Below are 19,187 nucleotides of genomic sequence, written 5' to 3'. Positions count from 1 at the left end.
GGTTAAAACTTTTTACTGCAAATACTAGAGGTGCCCGATGGATTCTTCACAAACAAGAGTTGCGCACTACGACGACACCGTAGTACGCCAGTTTTCTATCATGGCTGTCGTATGGGGGGTGGTCGGCATGCTGGTAGGCGTGTTCATCGCCGCCCAGCTGACCTGGCCTGAACTCAACTTCGGCATTCCATGGCTGAGCTATGGCCGGCTGCGTCCGCTGCACACCAATGCCGTGATCTTCGCATTCGGCGGCTGCGGCCTGTTCGCCACCAGCTATTACGTGGTGCAGCGCACTTGCCAGGCGGGGCTGTTTCTGCCCAAGTTGGCGGCGTTCACTTTTTGGGGCTGGCAACTGGTCATCGTAGCGGCGGCCATCAGCCTGCCGCTGGGCTATACCTCCGGCAAGGAATATGCCGAGCTGGAATGGCCGATCGACATCCTGATCGCTGCCGTGTGGGTCTCTTATGCGGTGGTGTTCTTCGGAACGATCGGCCAGCGCAAGGTGAAGCACATTTACGTGGCCAATTGGTTCTTCGGTGCGTTCATCATCGCCGTGGCGCTGCTGCACATCGTCAACAGTGCGGCCATTCCGGCGGGCTTCATGAAGAGCTATTCCGCCTACGCAGGCGTGCAGGACGCCATGGTGCAGTGGTGGTACGGCCACAACGCCGTGGGCTTCTACCTCACGACCGGCTTCCTGGGCATGATGTATTACTTCATCCCGAAGCAGGCTGGCCGTCCGGTGTACAGCTACCGCCTCTCCATCGTCCACTTCTGGGCGCTGATCTTCACGTACATGTGGGCGGGTCCGCACCACCTGCACTACACCGCGCTGCCTGACTGGACGCAATCTGTGGGCATGGTGTTCTCGCTGATCTTGCTGGCGCCCAGCTGGGGCGGCATGATCAACGGGATCATGACGCTGTCCGGTGCCTGGCACAAGCTGCGTGACGATCCCATCCTGCGCTTCCTGATCGTGTCGCTGTCGTTCTACGGCATGTCCACGTTCGAAGGCCCGATGATGTCCATCAAGACCGTCAACGCGCTCTCGCACTACACCGACTGGACTGTGGGCCACGTGCATGCAGGCGCGCTGGGCTGGGTGGGTCTGATCACCATGGGTTCGCTGTATTACCTGGTGCCTCGCCTGTTCGGCAAGGAGAAGATGCACTCCATCAAGGCAATTGAACTGCACTTCTGGATGGCCACCATCGGCATCGTGCTGTACATCGCCGCCATGTGGATTGCTGGCGTGATGCAAGGTCTGATGTGGCGCGCAGTGAACCCCGACGGCACGCTGACCTATACCTTCGTGGAAGGAGTCAAGGCGACCTATCCGTTCTACGCGATCCGCTTCTTTGGCGGTCTGCTGTACCTCGGCGGTATGTTGGTGATGGCATGGAACGTCTGGGTGACGGCGATCTCCGGACGCTCCGTCAAGGTGGCCATTCCCGCCGTGAAACCCGCTCACGCCTGAAGTTCGGAGGGTCAACTACATGTCCAATACGCATAACAAAGCATCCACCGGCTTCACGCACGAGAAGGTCGAAACCAGCAACTTCCTGATGATCGTGCTGATCTTGCTGGTTGTGGCCGTCGGCGGCCTGGTGGAAATCGTTCCTCTGTTCTTTCAAAAATCGACGACTGAGGCCGTCCAAGGCGTGAAGCCTTACACGGCAGTGCAACTGATCGGACGCGATATCTACCTGCGCGAGGGTTGCTACAACTGCCACTCGCAGATGATCCGTCCGTTCCGCGCGGAAACCCTGCGTTATGGTCACTACTCGGTGGCTGGCGAGTTCGTCTACGACCATCCCTTCCAATGGGGTAGCAAGCGCACTGGGCCCGACCTGCATCGCGTGGGTGGAAAGTACAGCGATGAATGGCATCGCATTCACCTGAACAATCCGCGCGACGTGGTGCCCGAGTCCAATATGCCCGCCTACCCCTGGCTCGAAAAGAACCAGATCGATCCTTCCGTCGTCGCTCCTCGCATGAAGGCATTGCGCACGGTCGGCGTCCCGTATACGGATGAGGAGATCGCCAGCGCCGCCGAGCAGGTCAAGGGCAAGACAGAGATGGATGCCGTGGTGGCCTATCTCCAGGTTTTGGGCCGTGCGCTCAAGTAATCGAGGAGCTGGTCATGGACATCACCACCATGCGTATCGTGGCCACGCTGGCGTCGCTGGCGTGTTTCGTGGGCATCTGGTTCTGGGCCTTCATGCGCCGCAACCGGGCCCGGTTCGAGGAGGCAGCGCAGTTGCCCTTCGCCGAGGACTGAAGAAGTCTCCACAAGAAAAGAGATAACCCATGAGCGATTTCACGAGTAACTTCTGGTCCTTCTACGTGGCCGGAATCACCATCATCGGTATCGTGGCCTGCGGCTTGCTGCTGTGGATCACGTCCCGCAAGAAGGTCGAGGCTACGGCCGACAACACCACCGGTCACGTCTGGGACGAAGACCTGACGGAAATGAACAACCCCATGCCCCGTTGGTGGATGTGGCTGTTCATCATCACGCTGGTATTCGGCGCTGGCTATCTGGCTGCCTATCCCGGATTGGGGACCTTTAAGGGTAAGTTGGGCTGGACGCAGCTGGGCGAGTACCAAGCCGAAGTGGACAAGGCTAACGCAGAGTTGCAGCCCCTGTACGCGCGGTTCGAGGCCATGCAGCCCCAAGAGATGGCGGCCGACACAGCGGCCATGGCAATTGGTGAGCGTCTGTTCATGAACAACTGCGCGCAGTGTCATGGTTCCGATGCCCGCGGCAGCAAGGGCTTCCCCAACCTGGCCGACGGTGACTGGCTGCACGGCGGTGCGCCTGATCAGATCCAGAAGACCATCCACGATGGGCGCATTGGCGTCATGCCTCCCATGGCGGCCGCCGTGGGCTCGCCGGAAGATGTGCGCAACCTCGCCCACTATGTCCTGAGCCTTTCGGGAAGCCCGCATGACTCCCTGAAGGCGTCTCTGGGCAAGTCGAAGTTCACTGCGTGCGCTGCATGCCACGGGATGGACGGCAAGGGCAATGTGGCCCTGGGTGCCCCTAATCTGACGGATGACATCTGGCTGCATGGCTGGGGCGAAGCTGCCATCACCGCTATGATCAACAATGGCAAGACCAACGAGATGCCTGCCCAAACGGGCAAGTTGACCGATGCACAGATCAAGGTGTTGACGGCATACGTCTGGGGTTTGTCCAATAAGGCCGGCGCCCCGCGCTGATGCTCCCTGTGCGGCCGGCTCCCCGTCGAGGGGCGCCGGCCGTTTTGCGTTTTGGAAGTTGCACTTCCTTTTTGAGATTCCACCATGAAGCCAGCCGAAGGTCAGCCCCGTAAGGTGATTCCTATCACGCCAGTGGGGGCCGAAAGTTCGCAGACCGAGGTCATTTCGCTCTATGAGGCGCAAAAGAAAATCTATCCACGCTCGATAAGTGGAGTGTTCGCACGTTGGCGTTGGGCGATGGTGTTTCTGACACAGCTGGTTTTCTATGGCCTGCCATGGCTGGAGTGGGGCCAGCGCCAGATGGTGCTCTTTGACCTCGGAGCACGCCGTTTCTATATTTTTGGTTTGGTGCTTTACCCGCAGGACTTCATTTATCTGACGGGTTTGCTGATTATTTCCGCGCTGTCGCTTTTTCTGTTTACCGCAGTGGCGGGACGCCTGTGGTGCGGCTTCTCCTGTCCCCAGACCGTATACACGGAAATGTTCATGTGGATCGAGCACAAAGTCGAAGGCGACCGCAGTGCCCGTATGCGCCTGGACAATGGTCCGTGGACATTTGAGAAGATCTGGAAAAAATCTGTCAAGCAAGCCATTTGGATTGCGGTCGCATTCTGGACCGGCTTCACCTTCGTGGGCTATTTCGTTCCGATTCGCGAGCTGGGGGGAGAGTTGCTGGCCCTGCAAGGAGGGTGGCAGATATTCTGGGTGATCTTCTATGGGTTGGCCACGTACGGTAACGCAGGATTCCTGCGCGAGCAGGTATGCAAATACATGTGCCCTTATGCGCGTTTCCAAAGCGCAATGTTCGACAGGGACACGCTGGTCGTCTCTTACGATCCTGAGCGCGGCGAGCCTCGCGGGCCCCGTAACAAGACGGTAGACCACAAAGCTGCGGGACTGGGTGACTGCATCGATTGCACGCTGTGTGTCCAGGTCTGCCCAACGGGTATCGATATTCGCAACGGACTGCAATATGAATGCATTGGTTGCGGTCTCTGCGTGGACGCTTGCAATACCGTGATGGACAAGATGAAGTATCCGCGCGGGCTTATTCGCTTCTCAACGCAGAACGGCGTCAAGAACCACTGGACCCAATCGCAAATGCTCAAACGCGTGCTGCGACCCCGTGTGTTGTTCTATTCAGCGGTGCTGGTGGTGTTGTGCATCGGCATGCTGGCCAGCTTGGTGGTACGCACCCCGTTGAAGGTGGACATCGTGCGCGACCGCGCTGCGCTCTCGCGCATCGTGGCGGGAGGCAAGCTGGAAAATATCTACCGGCTGCAGATCATGAACGCCACGGAGGGGGCGCAGCGCTACACCATCAGCGCCCACGGTATGGAAGGGCTGGAAGTGGCGTCCGAGACCGCAATTGACATTGGACCGGCGGAATCCCGATGGGTGGTTGTCCGTCTTCAAATTCCGTATGGCTCAGCATCTCCTGGATCGCATACGGTGTATTTCGATATTCAAGCGCAGGGTGATAAAGCCCAAGTGGCAGAGAAATCCGTATTCCTCGTACCCCGCTGAAGGCGGTCGTGGAATACAAATGAACAAGCTGTGCTCATAAATGAGCGAGGAGTTAATATAAATGTTGAGTAATTCCCCCATGAAACTGGACGACGACGGAAAGCCTTGGTGGACGTTTGGCCATGTCTGGCTTGTCATCGCGGGGCCGGTGATTGTCATCATTGCGGGCTTCGTGACCCTCTGGCTGGCCGTGAGCAAACCCGACCCCGTCATCGCGGAAGACTATTACCAACGGGGCTTGAACATCAACGAGACCCTGAAGGAGTCTGGGGGCGACATGACGCCTGCCATGAAGGGGCGCAACCATGCAGCTACTCCGCTGGAGGATCAACCGCGCTGACCGGCAGGGCGAGTCCTCTTTGCATGCCGGAGAACAGATGCTAGGCTGTCAACTACACTTGCTAGGAGATGGGCGAATGTGGATGCAACGATTGATGTGGATCGCGTGGCCGGCCTTTTTGATGGCGGGCGTCATGGAAATGGTAGTGTTCGCCTTCGTGGATCCAGAAGCGCTGCAGTGGTTTGATCAACCCCTGCATCTCTCGCGCGAAGGTGTGTATACCATCGCCTTCTTCACGTTCTGGTTCGTACTCATGGCTTCCAGCGCATTGACGACGCTGTTGTCACTCTCGCCCTTTGAGTTGAATCGCTGCCCCGTGCCCAAAGGGGCGCGGCCGGCTGATTGCGCCAAATACGTTTCCTGATCTTTCCGCCGATCAGTTATGAATGAACAAAAAACCGAGGCTTAATGGCAGGCTTGCTGGCTGTTGACAATGCGCTTCAGCGCATCGGTATCGACGATGCGCACATGGCGCTGTTTTACTTCCACAATACCTTCTTCCACGAACTTGGAAAACGTGCGGCTGACGGTTTCCAGTTTCAATCCCAGGTAGCTGCCGATCTCTTCGCGTGTCATGCGCAGCACCAATTCGGATTGTGAGAAACCCCGAGCATGCAAGCGTTGTACGAGATTCAACAGGAATGCGGCAAGGCGTTCCTCGGCACGCATACTCCCCAGCAACAGCATGACCCCATGCTCACGAACAATCTCGCGGCTCATGATCTTGTGCACATGGTGCTGTAGTGCCGTTACTTCGCGCGACAACTCTTCAATACGGTCGAAGGGCATGACGCATACTTCGGCGTCTTCAAGCGCCACCGCATCGCAAGTGTGGCGGTCGCTCACGATGCCATCCAGGCCGATGATCTCGCCCGCCATTTGAAAACCCGTCACTTGATCGCGACCGTCTTCGGTGGCGACACAGGTCTTGAAGAATCCGGTGCGGATGGCAAAAAGGGATGTGAAGGGTTCACCGTTCCGGAAAAGCGTGCCGCCACGCTTGATCTTGCGTCGTACAGCAACAATGTCATCGATGCGCTTGAGTTGCTGGTCGTCCAGACCCACGGGCATGCACAGCTCACGCAGATTGCAGTTTGAGCAGGCAACTTTGATGGTCTGGAGATTCGTATGCATGGGAACCCTGTTCATGGCTTGAGCTTACCTCTGAACGGCTGGGAGACATGGAATGCCGTAGGCCGTTGGACGACTTTGAGCCGAAGTCAAATTGTCGCCACAAGGACCTTATGGGCGCTTGATCAACGTCAAGGACTCATGGGGGACTCTACGGCACAGTGATATGAAAGTGCAAGGAATCCCGTCATGACCGTTGTTACAACAGAGCTCCTGCGTCGCTTTGACGTCCCAGGGCCGCGCTACACCTCTTATCCGACTGCTGATCGTTTTGTCGAGGCTTTTGGCGAGCGGGAATACATCCTTGCGCTGCAGCAGCGTCGCGTGGGTTCGGTAGCCAAGGCGATGCCTTTGTCGCTTTATGTCCACATCCCGTTTTGTGAATCGCTGTGCTATTACTGCGCGTGTAACAAGATCATTACCCGGCATCCAGAGCGGGCAGAGGTCTACTTGCGTTACCTCAGCCGTGAGATCGACCTGCATACGGCGCACTGCGGTGTGGGTCAGCATGTGAGCCAGCTGCATTTCGGCGGAGGCACGCCTACTTTTCTGACGGATGACGGTTTGCGCGAACTGATGGGCATGCTGAGGCGCAGTTTCGTCCTCGTTCCGGGGGGGGAGTACTCCATAGAAGTGGACCCCCGGACCGTGGATGAAGCGCGGCTGGGATTGTTGGCGGAGCTGGGTTTCAATCGCCTGAGCTTTGGCGTGCAGGATTTCGACCCTGAAGTACAAAAGGCCGTGCACCGCATTCAGCCTGCCGAAAAGGTGTTCGCGTTGGTCGATGCGGCTCGGAAGCTCGGGTTTGAATCGGTGAACGTGGATTTGATCTACGGGCTGCCGCGACAGACACCGGAGTCGTTTGATCGCACCTTGGAGCAGGTAGCCGAGCTGCGGCCAGACCGGATCGCGCTGTATGCGTACGCTCACTTGCCAGAACGCTTCAAGTCGCAGCGACGCATCATCACGGCCGAGTTGCCCATGGCTTCGGCCAAGGTGTCCATGCTGGCCCGGTCACTTGATGTGTTCCAGGAAGCCGGCTACGTCTACGTGGGCATGGACCATTTTGCGCTGCCTGACGATGCGCTGGCGGTGGCCAAGCGGCAAGGCAGGCTGCACCGCAATTTCCAAGGCTATAGCACGCAGCCCGATTGCGACCTGATTGGTCTGGGCGTTTCTGCCATCGGGCGCGTGGGCGCTACTTACAGCCAAAATGTGAAAACGCTGGACGAGTATTACGACTGCATTAACCAGGGGCATTTGCCTGTGGTGCGCGGGCTGGCGTTGACCAAGGACGACTTGGTGCGCCGCGCAGTCATCATGGCGTTGATGTGCCAAGGTGAATTGCTGTTTGAGCCGTTGGAACAGTCCTGGCTGATTGATTTCCGCAGTTATTTCGATGCGGAATTACAGCAACTGCAAGAAATGGCGGCTCAGGGCTTGGTGAAAATCAGTGATGAGGGCGTTGAAGTCACGCCCATGGGATGGTATTTCGTGCGCGGCGTGGCCATGGTGTTCGACAAGTATCTGCAGGCTGACCGTAACCGCGCTCGCTTTTCCCGGATTATTTGACCCATGCTGTGGGCGCTGGCCACGACGGCCTTCCTGATGGGGCTGATGGGAGGGGCTCACTGTTTGGCGATGTGTTCTGTTCCCTGCGCGGCGCTTACGGGGCTGGGTGGCACGCCGGACGCCACCCACACCATTCAATGGGCGTCCCGCCGCGGAATCCTCCAACGGGTAGCGCAGTTTCACGTGGGGCGCCTGATCGGTTACGGCGCTGCAGGGGCGGTGGTTGCGCTGGCCATGGAGCAACTCGCATGGCTGGGGCAAAGCACCTCGGCATTGCGCCCCCTTTGGACGCTGATGCATGTGCTCATCCTCGCGTGGGGCGGGATGATGATGGTGCAAGCGCAGCAGCCCTTGTGGGTTGAGCGGGCGGGGCGTGCTGCCTGGGCGAAGGTCAAGCCCTTGGTCTCTCGGCCTGGCGGGCTCCTGACCGCGGGTGTGGCCTGGGCGCTCCTGCCATGCGGCCTTCTGTACACCGCACTGTTGACTGCCGCTCTCAGCGGAAGCGTGCTCCGCGGAGCCTTGTGCATGGTCCTGTTTGGCGTAGGAAGCGGTGTATGGCTGGTGCTGGGGCCGTGGACTTTTGGCCGCATTCGCGCTTGGATCGGCGTGAAGGGTGGGGCGTGGGGGTCTCGGCTGGCAGGTGGCGTGCTTTTTTCCCTGGGTGCATGGGCGCTGTGGATGGAGGTTGTCCATGGGCAGCCGGCGCCGTGGTGCGTGCCCTGAAAACAGCGTTTTTTGGAACCACAGCGACTCCGCGAAGCATGCCGTGGCAAGCGAATGGCGCAAACCGAGGCGCTCAGGCGTGACGTATCGCTGTCAGATCTATACCAGCGGAAGTGACGAGTCTGTTCTCATCGACGTGGAGAAATCCAGCTACACATCGCTGCCTTACTGGATGCGCCATCGTGCGTATGAGGGCGCGCTGCGTGTCGGCGTGATTGCCGAAGGACTGGGAAACGCCCGAACCACGCCAGGATATTTGCCATCGGTGCGACGACTACCAAGGTCTGCTCTGTGCCTTGCAGATGGGTGGGTTGCGCGCGCTGGCCGCGGAGCGCCGGATTTTCTGAGCAGGTATTGAGGTCGCTGGCACTCACCCGGAGCGAGGGCGCAAGCGATTACCGGAGAAAAGGTGTCTGCGAATGCCACCGGACCGGCATCCTGAACCGGGGGTTCAGGTGGGCGAGGGCAGCCAGGCGTTGGGTTCATCTGACGCGAGATGATCACGCTCACCGGGCGATGTACCAAGCCCGTGCTCAATGAGCATTGGTTCAAGGAAATATAAAGCCCGGCAGCACCGCAGACATGTTCATTGTAGTGGGCCGTCCGTGTGCAGCCAGGGGCCAGGCTTTTACCGTAATGGTTATAGGAGGCGCCCATCCTCGCCCAGCGCCTCGTCCAGGCGCAGGAGCAACTGCTGCACGCGCTCATCGCTGTCGTGCACGTGCAGCGCGACCGGGGTGGGGACGATGCGCGCAGGGGCTGAGGCGGCTGCCAAATCGGCGGCTTCGCGGTCGGCGATCTCGAAAGCCAGGTTGAGGGCCGCCAGCACGGCGATGCGCTCACGCGCGCGTACTTTGCCCGCGTCACGGATGCGCGTCATGGCGGTATCCACGCGCTCGACCGCCTCCAGCAGGCGCGACTCCTGGCCGTCCGGGCAGGCCAGGAGATAGCTTTGCTGGAGGATCTGTACCTCGATCTGCTTCATGGCGCGTCTTTCGTCTCGGCAGTGCCGGGGAGTTCGGGCTCGGCAGGCAGGCGGTCCAGCAATGCGTTCACGCGCGCACGGGCAGCCTGCAGGCGGGATTGGAGGGAATCGCGCTCCTGGGTGAGCGCCGCGACCTGCTGCGCCAACAGGGCATTGGTGCGCTGCAACTCGGCATGGCGCAGCAGCAGCCGCTCAACGCGCTCGGCGATCTGGTCGATGGAAGAGGGGGAGGCCATACGCTGCCGATTGTAGGGATCGGCGTGCGAACCATCGTAAAATTGCGCAGTTGGTGCTCGCGGCGTGGTTCACATGCCGCAGTTCAACGGGAAGCAGGGAGGGACTCTCCGCCATGGAGTGTGTCCTGTGCCTGCGCTGCCCCCGCAACGGTCAGCGGATGAGCCGTACCTCGGCTCCCTCTTCATTGACAAGCCACTGAGCGCCTTGAACAAGCGTTTGGGAAGGCGATGCAGAGCGTTCCGCCAGCCCGGATACCGGCCAACGAGGTGGCTCCGCGTTTCCTTTTGTGAAACCTGGGCCGTTATGCCCAGGTGCCGACGGGGAGGTCGGCCGTGGCGATCTCTCTGTTTGCCCCACATGACAAACACCCGTCCGTTCAATGTGCGCTTGAGTGCGCTTTCCGTGCACGCGCGCGTCGCCGTGCTGCCGCTGGCGCTGGCCGCCGCTTTCCCCGCCGTGTCCCAGACCCTGCTGGCCCAGGCAGCCACAGAACCCCAACTGCGTGAAACCGTCATCACGGCAACCCGCGTGGCCCGGCCGCTGGCCGACATCGTGTCCGATGTGTCCGTCATCGACCGTGAAACCATCGAGGCCAGCGGCGCGGTAGGCGTCATTGACGTGATCTCGCGCCTGCCAGGCGTGCAGATCACGCGCAATGGCGGCCAGGGCAGCAATGGCAGCGTCTACCTGCGCGGCGCGGAGTCGCGCTTTACCGCCGTGTACCTGGACGGCGTGCGCCTGGACTCGCAATCCACCGGCGGCGTGGTGTGGGAGCAAATCCCGTTGTCGCAGATCGACCGCATCGAGGTCGTGCGCGGGCCAGCGGCTGCTGTGTACGGCTCGGATGCCATGGGAGGCGTGATCCAGCTCTTCACCAAAAAGGGCGAGGGTGCGCCGGCGCCCTACGTGGGCGTGGGCCTGGGCAACCAGGGCACGCGGACGGTGCAGGCCGGCGTGAGTGGCGGCACCGAGCAGGTGGACTATGCGCTGGGGCTGTCGCATGAGCGCGCCGATGGCTTCAGTGCCCGCGTAGGCTCCGCCTACAACCCGGACGAAGACGGCTACCGCCGCACCTCTGCCAATGCCCGACTGGGCGTGCAGTTCGACACGACCCATCGCCTGGAGGGCACGCTGCTGGCCAGCAACCTCAACTCGCAGTACGACGGCAGCAAAACGGCCGACGACCGCAATCACCACCAATTGCGCACGGCCAGCCTGGCATGGCTGGCCAAGTGGAGCGACGTGTACAGCACGCGCTTGCAGGTCACGCAGGGGCAGAGTGAATACAGCACCCGGCCCAACTTCTACATGACCGAGACCACGCTGCACAATTACCTGCTGCAAAACGAGTGGCGCCTGGGCGCGCATCTGTTCACAGCCGCGCTGGAGCGCCGCGAGGACGAACTGCACAACCCCGCCACCGAGTTCGTGGGCGACCTCCAGCGTGACCGCTCACAGAACGCGCTCGCGCTGGGATATGGCCTGAACCAGGGCGCCCATACGCTGCAGGCCAACCTGCGCTATGACGACGACAGCGAGTTCGGCGGCAAAAGCACGGGCAGCCTGTCCTATGGCTACGCCATTACGCCGCAGTGGCGCGTCACCGCAGCGGCCGGCACGTCCTTCCGTGCACCCACGCTCTACCACCGCTTCAGCGAATACGGCGCGCCCGACCTGCAGCCCGAGAAGGGGCGCAACGTGGAGCTGGGCGCGCGGTGGACGCAAGGAGAGAGCAGCGTGGGTGTCGTGGCGTACCGCAACCGCGTCAGCAACCTCATCAATTTCGGCGCCGCGGGCCGCTGTGATTCCAGCTTCGGCTGCTACGAGAACGTGGGCCGCGCCGAGTACAAGGGCGTGACGCTGTCGGCCGCGCACCGCATCGCGGGCGTGTCGCTGCATGGCTCCATCGACTGGCAGAACCCGCGTGACCTGGACAGCGGCAAACTGCTGGCGCGCCGTGCCAAGCGCTACGCCACGCTGGGTGCCGACACCTTGGTGGCAGGCTGGACGCTGGGGGCGGAGCTCTACGCATCCGCGCGCCGGTACGACAACGCGGCCAACACCAACGTACTGGGCGGCTACACCACGCTCAACCTCTACACCAGCAAGCGTGTGGCGCGCGACGTGACGCTGCTGGCCCGCGTCGACAACCTGGCCGACAAGGACTACCAGTTGGCGCGCACCTACGCCACCGGCGGCCGCACGTTCTACGTGGGCCTGAAGTGGGCGCCGCAGTAACGCCATCACCGACTGCCACACCATGAGCCGCTGTCCCGCCCTGGTCATCGCCGCGCCCGCCTCTGGGCAGGGCAAGACCACCGTCACCGCCGCTTTGGCGCGCCTGCACACACGCCAAGGCCGGCGCGTGCGGGTGTTCAAGTGTGGGCCCGACTTCCTGGACCCGCACTGGCACCAATTGGCCAGCGGCGCCCCCGTGCACCAGCTCGATCTGTGGATGACCGGTGCGGCAGATTGCGCGCAACGCCTGCGCGCCGCGGCGGCCGAAGCAGACCTGCTGCTCATCGAAGGGGTGATGGGATTGTTCGACGGCGAGCACAGCGTGGGCGACCTGGCGCAGCGCTTCGGCATACCGGTGCTTGCGGTGGTGGATGCCTCTGCCATGGGGGGCACGCTGGGCGCCATCGTGCATGGGCTGCGGCACTACCGTGCGGGCCTGCCATGGGCCGGTGTCTTGGCCAACCGTGTGGCGGGCGACCGCCATGCGCAGATGCTGCGGGACGGCTTGGCCGACGCTGCGGACTGGCTGGGTGCGCTGCCACGGGTCGTGGGTGACGCTGCGGGCGGGAGGGAGCCTGGTGGCCTTCTGCCCGAGCGGCACCTGGGACTGGTGGCAGCGCACGAACTGCCCGATGCCCTGCAGCGGCTGGACGCCGTGGCCGATGCGCTGGCCGGCACGCCCCTGGGCCGCATGTCCGCCGCGGACCTGCAGCGCTGGGCGGTGGACTTCGGCGGCACGCCCGTGGGCCGTGCCGCCATCACGCCGCTGCTGGCCGGCCGCACCGTGGCCGTGGCGGCGGATGAGGCTTTCTGCTTCATCTACGAAGCCAACATCGATACCCTGCAGCAGCTGGGCGCGCGCGTGGTGCGCTTTTCGCCGCTGCGCGACGCTGCGCTGCCAGCCTGCGACGCGCTGTGGCTGCCCGGCGGCTACCCCGAGCTGCACGCCGATGCGCTGGCCGCCAATACGGCCATGCGCGACAGCCTGCAGGCGCACGTGGCGGCGGGTCGGCCCGTGTGGGCGGAGTGCGGCGGCATGATGGCGCTGCTGGAGTCCATCACCTTGGCCGACGGGCGCCGCGTGCCCCTGTGGGGGCTGCTACCGGGTCATGCCACCATGCAGCGGCGCCTGGCCGCGCTGGGACCGCGCGCGCTGCGCATGGGCACGCATGAGTTGCGCGGCCACACCTTTCACTACTCGGTCACCGACAGCCCCGCCGCCGTGTGCGCACGCGCCCAGCGTCCGGACCATGCAGGGGCACCGGACGACGGTGAAGCCGTGTACCGCCACGGCAGCATCCACGCGAGTTACTTCCACGCATGGTTTGCGTCCAGCCCGCAGGCGACCGCAGCCTTGCTGGGTGCGGAGGCGGGGCCATGAACGCGGCGCCGCAGACCATCGCCCGCAGTGAACTCATCCTGGGTGGACAAAAGAGCGGCAAGTCGCGCCGCGCCGAACTGCTGGCGCGCCAGTGGCTGCAGGCCGCGCCGGCACACCGCGCGCTGCTGCTGGCCACCGGCCAGCCGTGGGACGACGAGATGCGTGCGCGCATTGCCCGCCACCAGCGCGAGCGTGCCGAGCGTGTGCCCGGCCTGCAGACCGTGGAAGAGCCGCGCGATCTGGCCCACGCCCTGGCGTGCCACAGCACCCCACAGACCCTGATCGTCGTGGACTGCCTCACCCTGTGGCTCACCAACTGGCTCATGCCGGCCGAACCCCAAGATGTAGAGCAAAAACAGCCTCTAGCGACCGATTGGCAAGCGCAGGCAGCTCACTTTTTTGAAGCGTTGACGCACGTGCCCGGCCCCGTGGTGCTGGTGGGCAACGAGATCGGCCTGGGCGTGATCCCCCTGGGGCGCGAAGTGCGCGCCTTCGTGGACGCGCTGGGCGCCCTGAACCAGCGCGCGGCGGCAGCCTGCCAGCGCGTCACGCTGATGGCGGCGGGCCTGTCGCTTACCCTGAAGGACGCACCATGATGCCTCTTCGCTGGCGCCGCCAGCTTGCTGCCGCCGGCTGGCTGCTGGGCCTGCTGCTGGCCTTGCCCAGCGCCCACGCGGTAACCATCACCGACGACCGGGGCCGCGCGCTGCGGTTCGACCAGCCGCCCCAGCGCATCGTGAGCCTGCTGCCGTCGCTGACCGAGAGCGTGTGCGAGCTGCAGCGCTGTGAGCGCCTGGTGGGGGTGGACCGCTACTCCAACTGGCCCGCGTCCGTGCGGCGCCTGCCCCAGGTGGGTGGCGGGCTGGACCCGAACATCGAGGCCATCGTCGCGCTGCGCCCGGACGTGGTACTGCTGTCGGTCAGCAGCCGCGTCAGCGACCGGCTGGAGGCGCTGGGCGTGAAGGTGCTGGCGCTGGACCACAAGACCCATGCGGACGTGCGCCGCGTGCTGGGGGTGCTGGGTGAACTGCTGGCCGTGCCGCCGGAGCACGGCGCGGAGCGCGTGTGGCGCGTGATCGATGCCGCCGTGCAGGCCGCCGCGCAGTCGCTGCCGCAGCGCGCGCGCGGGGCGCGGGTGTTCTTCGAGGTCAGCCGCGGCCCCTATGCGGCGGGGGCCAGTTCGTTCATCAGCGAGACGCTGGTGCGCCTGGGCGCGCGCAACGTGGTCCCGCCCGAGCTGGGGCCCTTTCCGCGTCTCAATCCCGAGTTCGTCCTGCGCGCACAGCCCGACGTGCTGATGGTGGCCAACCGCAGCATGCAACCCATGACCCAATACCCGGGGTGGAACCACCTGGCCGCGGTCAAGGCGGGCCGCGTGTGCGACTTCGGCCCCGAACTGTCAGACGTGGTGGTGCGCCCCGGCCCGCGCATGGCCGAGGCCGCGCGCATCATGGCCCGCTGCCTGGCGGAGAAGTACGAATGAGCGCGCGCCTCCCGCAGCCCTCTACCATGGTGGCGACCACCGCCATGCCAGCAACCTATGCCACCTCCTTGCACCCCGACGCCAGCGGCCGCCGCGCGCGCTGGCTGGGCCTGTGGCTGCTGGCCGCCAGCGTGGCGCTGCTGCTGCTCGGCGCCAGCGTCGGCAGCACGGGCTTTGGCAGCTTGCTGAACCTGCGGGGCGACCCGCTGGCGCAGCAGATCGTGTGGGACATCCGCCTGCCGCGCACACTGGGCGCATGGTTGGCCGGCGCGCTGCTGGGGCTGGCGGGCGCCATTGCCCAGGGGCTCTTTCGCAACCCGCTGGCCGACCCGTACCTGCTGGGCAGCGCGTCGGGCGCGGCGCTGGGCGGCGCCGTGGCCATGGCCGTTCTGGGTGTGTCGCCCAGCACGGCGAGCTGGCTGGCGCGACTGGGCGTGACGGGCTTGGCCTTCGCGGGTGCTGCGGGCGCCGTGCTGCTGACGCTGGTGTTGGCCCGTGGTGTGCAACACACGCTGCGCCTGCTGCTGGCGGGCGTAATCGTGGGCGTGGTGCTTGGCGCTGCGCGCGACCTGATCCAGGTGGCGCAGCCCGCCATTCTGGAGCCGATGCAGGTCTTCACCATGGGCAGTTCGGCCTTCGTGGGCTGGCAGGCCTGCGCCATCATGGCTGGCGGCTGGCTGCTGTGTGCCGCCACGGCCTGGGCGTTGTCGCGCCTGCTGGACGGGCTGATGCTGGGTGAAGCCACGGCCGCCAGCCTGGGCCTGCCCATCGTGCCCATGCGCGCGGGGCTGGTGCTGGCGCTGGCCCTGGCCACCGGCACGGCCGTGGCGCACACCGGGCTGATTGCCTTCGTCGGGCTGGCGGCGCCGCACCTCGTGCGATCGATTGCGCGCGTCACCCACCAGTGGCACGTATGGCTGTCCAGCCTGATGGGCGCGGTGCTGCTGCTGGCCGCCGACATCCTGGCGCGTTGGGTGGTGGCGCCGCAGGAACTGCCCGTGGGCGTGCTCACCGCCGCGCTGGGCGGCAGCTACCTGCTGTGGCTCATGCACCGCCGGGTGTTGGGAAGCTCGCTATGAAGAACATAGCTGTTAGCGCACGCCAGATAAGCGCCAGCATCGCAAATGCCTCTATATTGCGCGGCATTGACCTGGACCTGCCCGCTGGCCGCTGGACCAGCGTGGTCGGCCCCAATGGTGCGGGCAAGTCCACGCTGCTCAAGGTGCTGGCAGGCCTGCTGCGCCATGCGCGTGTGCAAGGGCGGGTGCAGTTGCTGGGCCGCGCGCTGGCCGACATTCCCCCGCGCGAGCGCGCCCGCCAACTGGCCTGGCTGGGCCAGAACGAGTCCGCCGCCGAAGACCTGCCCGCCTACGACGTGGCCATGCTCGGCCGCCTGCCGCACCGTGCCTGGATGGCGCCGGCCAGCGATGCCGACCATGCCGCCGTGCAGCAGGCGCTGCACACCACTCAGGCGTGGGACTGGCGCGACCGTCCGCTGTCGGAACTGTCGGGAGGCGAGCGCCAGCGCGTGCTGCTGGCGCGCGCGCTGGCCGTGCAGGCGCCCGTGCTGCTCATGGACGAACCCCTGGCCAACCTGGACCCGCCGCACCAGACCGATTGGCTGCACACCGTGCGCGACCTGGTGGGGCAGGGCGGTACCGTGGTCAGCGTGCTGCACGAGGTATCCATCGCGCTGCAGGCCGACGACATGCTCATCATGGCCGCCGGCGGCGTGGTGCACCACGGGCCATGCCAGAGCACGGCCACGCACGCCGCGCTGGAGCAGGTGTTCGAGCGGCGCATCCAGGTGCGCGAGATCGACGGCCTGTGGATGGCGCTGCCCCGCATGGAGCGGTGAACGCGCTGCGCCCCTTTTCCCTTGAACCCCTTGCGGCGGGCGGCCGGCCGCAGAGGGCATGGAGTGTGAACGCATGAATTTGGACGCCGGTTTTCCCCAGGTCGCGCAGGTGCTGCTGTGGCCCGCGCCCGTGCGGGTGGCGCTGGCCTTTCTCCGTGCCCTATGGATGCGCGGCTCCATGCTCATGCAAGCCTGGCAGCGCTGGCGCCTGCCGCATTACCGTTCGCTGCGCGTGCCACCCGGCCTCTCGATGGAGGAGCTGGCGCTGCAGTTGGTGCGCCAGATGCGGCCTTCCAGGCGCGGCGTGCTCCATCGTTTCCCGTGACGGCTTGATTTCCCAAAACTTCTTTTTGAGGCATTGCATGCAGATTGAAACTCCCCCCACCGAGAAACGCTACGACAAGGCCGAAGGCGAGCGCCGGGGCCTGGTCATCGTCAACACCGGCGACGGTAAGGGCAAGAGCACGGCGGCTTTCGGCCTGGCGCTGCGCGCGCATGGCCGGGGCAAGGCCGTGAAGGTCTTCCAGTTCATGAAGGTGCCCAGCGCCCGCTTCGGCGAGCACCGCATGTTCGAGCAGATCGGCCTGTCCATCGAAGGCCTGGGGGACGGCTTCAGCTGGAAGAGCAAGGACCTGGACCACTCCGCCCAACTGGCGCGCGACGGCTGGGCCAAGGCCCGTGGGGCCATCCTGTCGGGCGAGAACTTCCTCGTTGTGCTCGACGAAATCACCTATCCCCTGATCTATGGCTGGCTGCCACTGCAGGAGGTGCTGGACACCCTGGCGGCGCGGCCCAAGGACGTGCACGTGTGCCTGACGGGCCGCCGCTGCCCCGAGGAAATCATCGCCATCGCCGACACGGTGACGGAGATGAAGCTCATCAAGCATGCGTTCCAGGCGGGCATTCCCGCGCAGCGCGGCATCGAGGACTGAGGGGGCGCCGCGCCATGCTGTATGCGCAGACCATGCCTACCCCGTTGGGCGAGATGCTGGCCGTGGCTTCGGACCGGGGGCTGTGTCTGCTGGAGTTCCTGGGGCAGCCGGGTGTGGAGCGTGAATTGGCCCAGGTGCAGGCCGCTCGCGGTAAGGCCCTGCAGGAGAAGGGCAATGCGGTCACCGTGCTGCTGGCCAGTGAGTTGGCGGAATACTTCGGGCGCCGCCGCCGCGTGTTCAGTGTGCCGCTGGACCTGGTGGGCACGCCATTCCAGATCGCCGCGTGGCAGGCGCTGCTGGCCATCCCTTACGGCGAGACGCGCAGCTATGCACAGCAGGCGCGGACCATCGGCCAGCCCACGGCCACGCGCGCCGTCGCTGCGGCCAACGGGCAGAACAAGGTCTCCATCGTCGTGCCCTGCCACCGGGTGATCGGCAGCAACGGCAGCTTGACCGGCTTTGGCGGCGGCCTGCCGCGCAAGCGTGCGCTGCTGGCGTTGGAAGAAACTTCCGCGCAGCGCGATTGGTTGAACGAGACGCCATAACGGCCCCCACGCCCACACCGCCGCCGAATGCGCGGCCTTTTATCGCGCCGTTGGCGCGCACCGCCAGCGCCGTCCAGAACCTCTGTCTGCAGCGCGAGCGCGGCCGCGTGCCGCTGGCACTGGTTGGTCCATGACGGCGAATGGGGGTGCCCGGCGACCGGTGGCGTTGATGGAGCAGTGAGCGCAGCGGAATGCGCTCGCCGCGTGGCACCACAGGTGTCGATGGTAGAAAGGCGCCGGAACGCTTCCTGGCGAGCGGCGGTACTTCCATGAGGTGCCAGGACGTTTGGGCATTGCGTACAAGACGCTGCACTGGAACGGTACTCCGCAACAGGCCTGTAACCGGGCTGGCGTACGTTGCCGGTGGGCGGGGTTTTTATCTACCTTTGGGGAGTCACCATGCAACCTTCGACTGTGGCTGTTTTCTGCATTGCTGCGCTGGCGCTGCTTTTGTTTCTGAGCGGCCTGTACGTCAGTGCGACCCGCGCTCGGTTTCGGATTCTGTGCGCAGGGGCAGACGATCCAGCCCATGCGCTGACCAAGGCGGTGCGTGCCCACGGCAACACTGCCGAATATGCAGCCATGCTGGCGCTTCTGATCTACCTGCTGGGTCAGCGGAGTTCGGCGGAATGGGTCAGTTGGGTGATGGTGGGCGTGACCGCGTCGCGCTATCTGTTGGTGATCGGCGTGTTGGGTTCTGCCACGTTGGCGCGTCCCAACCCTTTCCGTGCCGTGGGGGCGCTGGGCACCTATGTTGGCGGTACCGTACTCGCATTGGCGTTGCTTTTTGCAGCGGCATAGATGTGGTGCGCAACGGTCTTGGGCCGTTGTGTTTCGGGAGGGGCACCACGCACCGGCCATGAAAGAAGTGGTGCCAGGCGCATGCGAACCATGTCACTCGGCACACGCGCGCCTGAAGCTGCTGGAGACGCTACCGGCGAGTCATTGCGCACCATGCTGTGAACGCAATGCCAGAGGCGATTGGCCCATCACGGATTGGCATGTGAACC

Annotated in this window: 22 protein-coding genes, 1 other RNA gene and 1 riboswitch; of the genes, 19 read left to right on the top strand and 4 right to left on the bottom strand. The window is 64.1% G+C overall.

The genetic code is table 11. The features are described from left to right. Window positions 1-37 precede the first annotated feature (37 nt). From ccoN to BA022_RS09995, 7 genes are all read left to right on the top strand, one after another. Entirely contained in the window at window positions 38-1,477 is a 1,440-nt protein-coding gene (ccoN, locus tag BA022_RS10025) for a cytochrome-c oxidase, cbb3-type subunit I (RefSeq protein WP_011804519.1), read from the top strand. A gap of 19 nt (window positions 1,478-1,496) precedes the next feature. After that, entirely contained in the window at window positions 1,497-2,129 is a 633-nt protein-coding gene (ccoO, locus tag BA022_RS10020) for a cytochrome-c oxidase, cbb3-type subunit II (protein WP_011804520.1), read from the top strand. Window positions 2,130-2,143: 14 nt separating this feature from the next. Next, window positions 2,144-2,281 (top strand): cbb3-type cytochrome oxidase subunit 3, encoded by a 138-nt coding sequence (locus BA022_RS10015; protein WP_011804521.1) that lies wholly within the window; start codon window positions 2,144-2,146, stop codon window positions 2,279-2,281. Window positions 2,282-2,310: 29 nt separating this feature from the next. Continuing rightward, window positions 2,311-3,225 (top strand): cytochrome-c oxidase, cbb3-type subunit III, encoded by a 915-nt coding sequence (gene ccoP / locus BA022_RS10010; RefSeq protein ID WP_015912718.1) that lies wholly within the window; start codon window positions 2,311-2,313, stop codon window positions 3,223-3,225. 84 nt (window positions 3,226-3,309) lie between these two features. After that, the gene (gene ccoG, locus BA022_RS10005) at window positions 3,310-4,752 is read left to right on the top strand and encodes a cytochrome c oxidase accessory protein CcoG (protein WP_088887416.1); all 1,443 of its coding nucleotides are present in this window, start codon (window positions 3,310-3,312) and stop codon (window positions 4,750-4,752) included. Between the two features lie 61 nt (window positions 4,753-4,813). Further along, entirely contained in the window at window positions 4,814-5,092 is a 279-nt protein-coding gene (locus tag BA022_RS10000) for a FixH family protein (RefSeq protein ID WP_088887415.1), read from the top strand. Window positions 5,093-5,168: 76 nt separating this feature from the next. Further along, a complete protein-coding gene (locus tag BA022_RS09995; protein WP_015912721.1) occupies window positions 5,169-5,456 on the top strand; it encodes a hypothetical protein in 288 nt (95 codons plus the stop codon). 41 nt (window positions 5,457-5,497) lie between these two features. On the opposite strand, the gene fnr is transcribed toward BA022_RS09995, so the two are convergent. Continuing rightward, window positions 5,498-6,241 carry a fumarate/nitrate reduction transcriptional regulator Fnr gene (gene fnr / locus BA022_RS09990; protein WP_011804526.1) on the bottom strand — a complete coding sequence of 248 codons (744 nt, stop codon included), beginning with the start codon at window positions 6,239-6,241 and terminating at the stop codon, window positions 5,498-5,500. Window positions 6,242-6,412: 171 nt separating this feature from the next. On the opposite strand from fnr, the gene hemN reads away from it, so the two are divergent. Then, entirely contained in the window at window positions 6,413-7,795 is a 1,383-nt protein-coding gene (gene hemN, locus BA022_RS09985; RefSeq protein ID WP_011804527.1) for an oxygen-independent coproporphyrinogen III oxidase, read from the top strand. Between the two features lie 3 nt (window positions 7,796-7,798). Continuing rightward, the gene (locus tag BA022_RS09980; protein WP_088887414.1) at window positions 7,799-8,518 is read left to right on the top strand and encodes a sulfite exporter TauE/SafE family protein; all 720 of its coding nucleotides are present in this window, start codon (window positions 7,799-7,801) and stop codon (window positions 8,516-8,518) included. A 406-nt stretch (window positions 8,519-8,924) separates the two neighbouring features. On the opposite strand, the gene ssrS is transcribed toward BA022_RS09980, so the two are convergent. From ssrS to BA022_RS09970, 3 genes are all read right to left on the bottom strand, one after another. After that, window positions 8,925-9,104, bottom strand: a non-coding RNA gene (gene ssrS / locus BA022_RS19680) — 6S RNA. A 54-nt stretch (window positions 9,105-9,158) separates the two neighbouring features. Continuing rightward, on the bottom strand, window positions 9,159-9,503 hold the full coding sequence (locus BA022_RS09975) for a cell division protein ZapA (RefSeq protein WP_088887413.1): 345 nt from the start codon (window positions 9,501-9,503) through the stop codon (window positions 9,159-9,161). Then, complete coding sequence (locus BA022_RS09970) at window positions 9,500-9,739, bottom strand: hypothetical protein (RefSeq protein WP_015912724.1); 240 nt, start codon at window positions 9,737-9,739, stop codon at window positions 9,500-9,502. The genes BA022_RS09975 and BA022_RS09970 overlap by 4 nt, the downstream gene beginning before the upstream one ends. A 34-nt stretch (window positions 9,740-9,773) precedes the next feature. Beyond that, window positions 9,774-10,017: riboswitch (cobalamin riboswitch) on the top strand. Between the two features lie 80 nt (window positions 10,018-10,097). Here BA022_RS09970 and BA022_RS09965 point away from each other — a divergent pair. The 10 genes from BA022_RS09965 to BA022_RS09920 all read left to right on the top strand — a co-directional run bounded on the left by BA022_RS09965 (window position 10,098) and on the right by BA022_RS09920 (window position 18,978). After that, window positions 10,098-11,978 carry a TonB-dependent receptor domain-containing protein gene (locus BA022_RS09965; RefSeq protein ID WP_088887412.1) on the top strand — a complete coding sequence of 627 codons (1,881 nt, stop codon included), beginning with the start codon at window positions 10,098-10,100 and terminating at the stop codon, window positions 11,976-11,978. A 22-nt stretch (window positions 11,979-12,000) separates the two neighbouring features. Beyond that, window positions 12,001-13,359: a cobyrinate a,c-diamide synthase gene (locus BA022_RS09960; protein ID WP_088887411.1), complete on the top strand. Its 1,359-nt coding sequence runs from the start codon at window positions 12,001-12,003 to the stop codon at window positions 13,357-13,359. Next, window positions 13,356-13,955 (top strand): bifunctional adenosylcobinamide kinase/adenosylcobinamide-phosphate guanylyltransferase, encoded by a 600-nt coding sequence (locus BA022_RS09955; RefSeq protein ID WP_088887410.1) that lies wholly within the window; start codon window positions 13,356-13,358, stop codon window positions 13,953-13,955. Before BA022_RS09960 ends, BA022_RS09955 begins: the two co-directional genes overlap by 4 nt. Further along, entirely contained in the window at window positions 13,952-14,842 is an 891-nt protein-coding gene (locus BA022_RS09950; RefSeq protein WP_088887409.1) for an ABC transporter substrate-binding protein, read from the top strand. The genes BA022_RS09955 and BA022_RS09950 overlap by 4 nt, the downstream gene beginning before the upstream one ends. 44 nt (window positions 14,843-14,886) lie before the next feature. Next, entirely contained in the window at window positions 14,887-15,921 is a 1,035-nt protein-coding gene (locus tag BA022_RS09945; RefSeq protein WP_187148609.1) for a FecCD family ABC transporter permease, read from the top strand. Beyond that, window positions 15,918-16,700 carry an ABC transporter ATP-binding protein gene (locus BA022_RS09940; protein ID WP_015912729.1) on the top strand — a complete coding sequence of 261 codons (783 nt, stop codon included), beginning with the start codon at window positions 15,918-15,920 and terminating at the stop codon, window positions 16,698-16,700. Before BA022_RS09945 ends, BA022_RS09940 begins: the two co-directional genes overlap by 4 nt. A 73-nt stretch (window positions 16,701-16,773) precedes the next feature. Then, window positions 16,774-17,025: a hypothetical protein gene (locus tag BA022_RS09935; protein ID WP_148665169.1), complete on the top strand. Its 252-nt coding sequence runs from the start codon at window positions 16,774-16,776 to the stop codon at window positions 17,023-17,025. 37 nt (window positions 17,026-17,062) lie between these two features. Next, on the top strand, window positions 17,063-17,632 hold the full coding sequence (gene cobO, locus BA022_RS09930; RefSeq protein ID WP_088887407.1) for a cob(I)yrinic acid a,c-diamide adenosyltransferase: 570 nt from the start codon (window positions 17,063-17,065) through the stop codon (window positions 17,630-17,632). 32 nt (window positions 17,633-17,664) lie between these two features. After that, on the top strand, window positions 17,665-18,177 hold the full coding sequence (locus BA022_RS09925) for a methylated-DNA--[protein]-cysteine S-methyltransferase (protein ID WP_228403562.1): 513 nt from the start codon (window positions 17,665-17,667) through the stop codon (window positions 18,175-18,177). A 399-nt stretch (window positions 18,178-18,576) separates the two neighbouring features. Continuing rightward, entirely contained in the window at window positions 18,577-18,978 is a 402-nt protein-coding gene (locus BA022_RS09920) for an MAPEG family protein (RefSeq protein WP_088887405.1), read from the top strand. The last annotated feature ends 209 nt before the right edge of the window (window positions 18,979-19,187 follow it).

This window comes from Diaphorobacter nitroreducens (assembly GCF_002214645.1).
GTDB classification, from domain to species: Bacteria; Pseudomonadota; Gammaproteobacteria; order Burkholderiales; family Burkholderiaceae_C; genus Diaphorobacter; species Diaphorobacter nitroreducens.
Note: the sequence above shows the minus strand (reverse complement) of the source record. Positions and strands in the feature narration are given on the sequence as shown.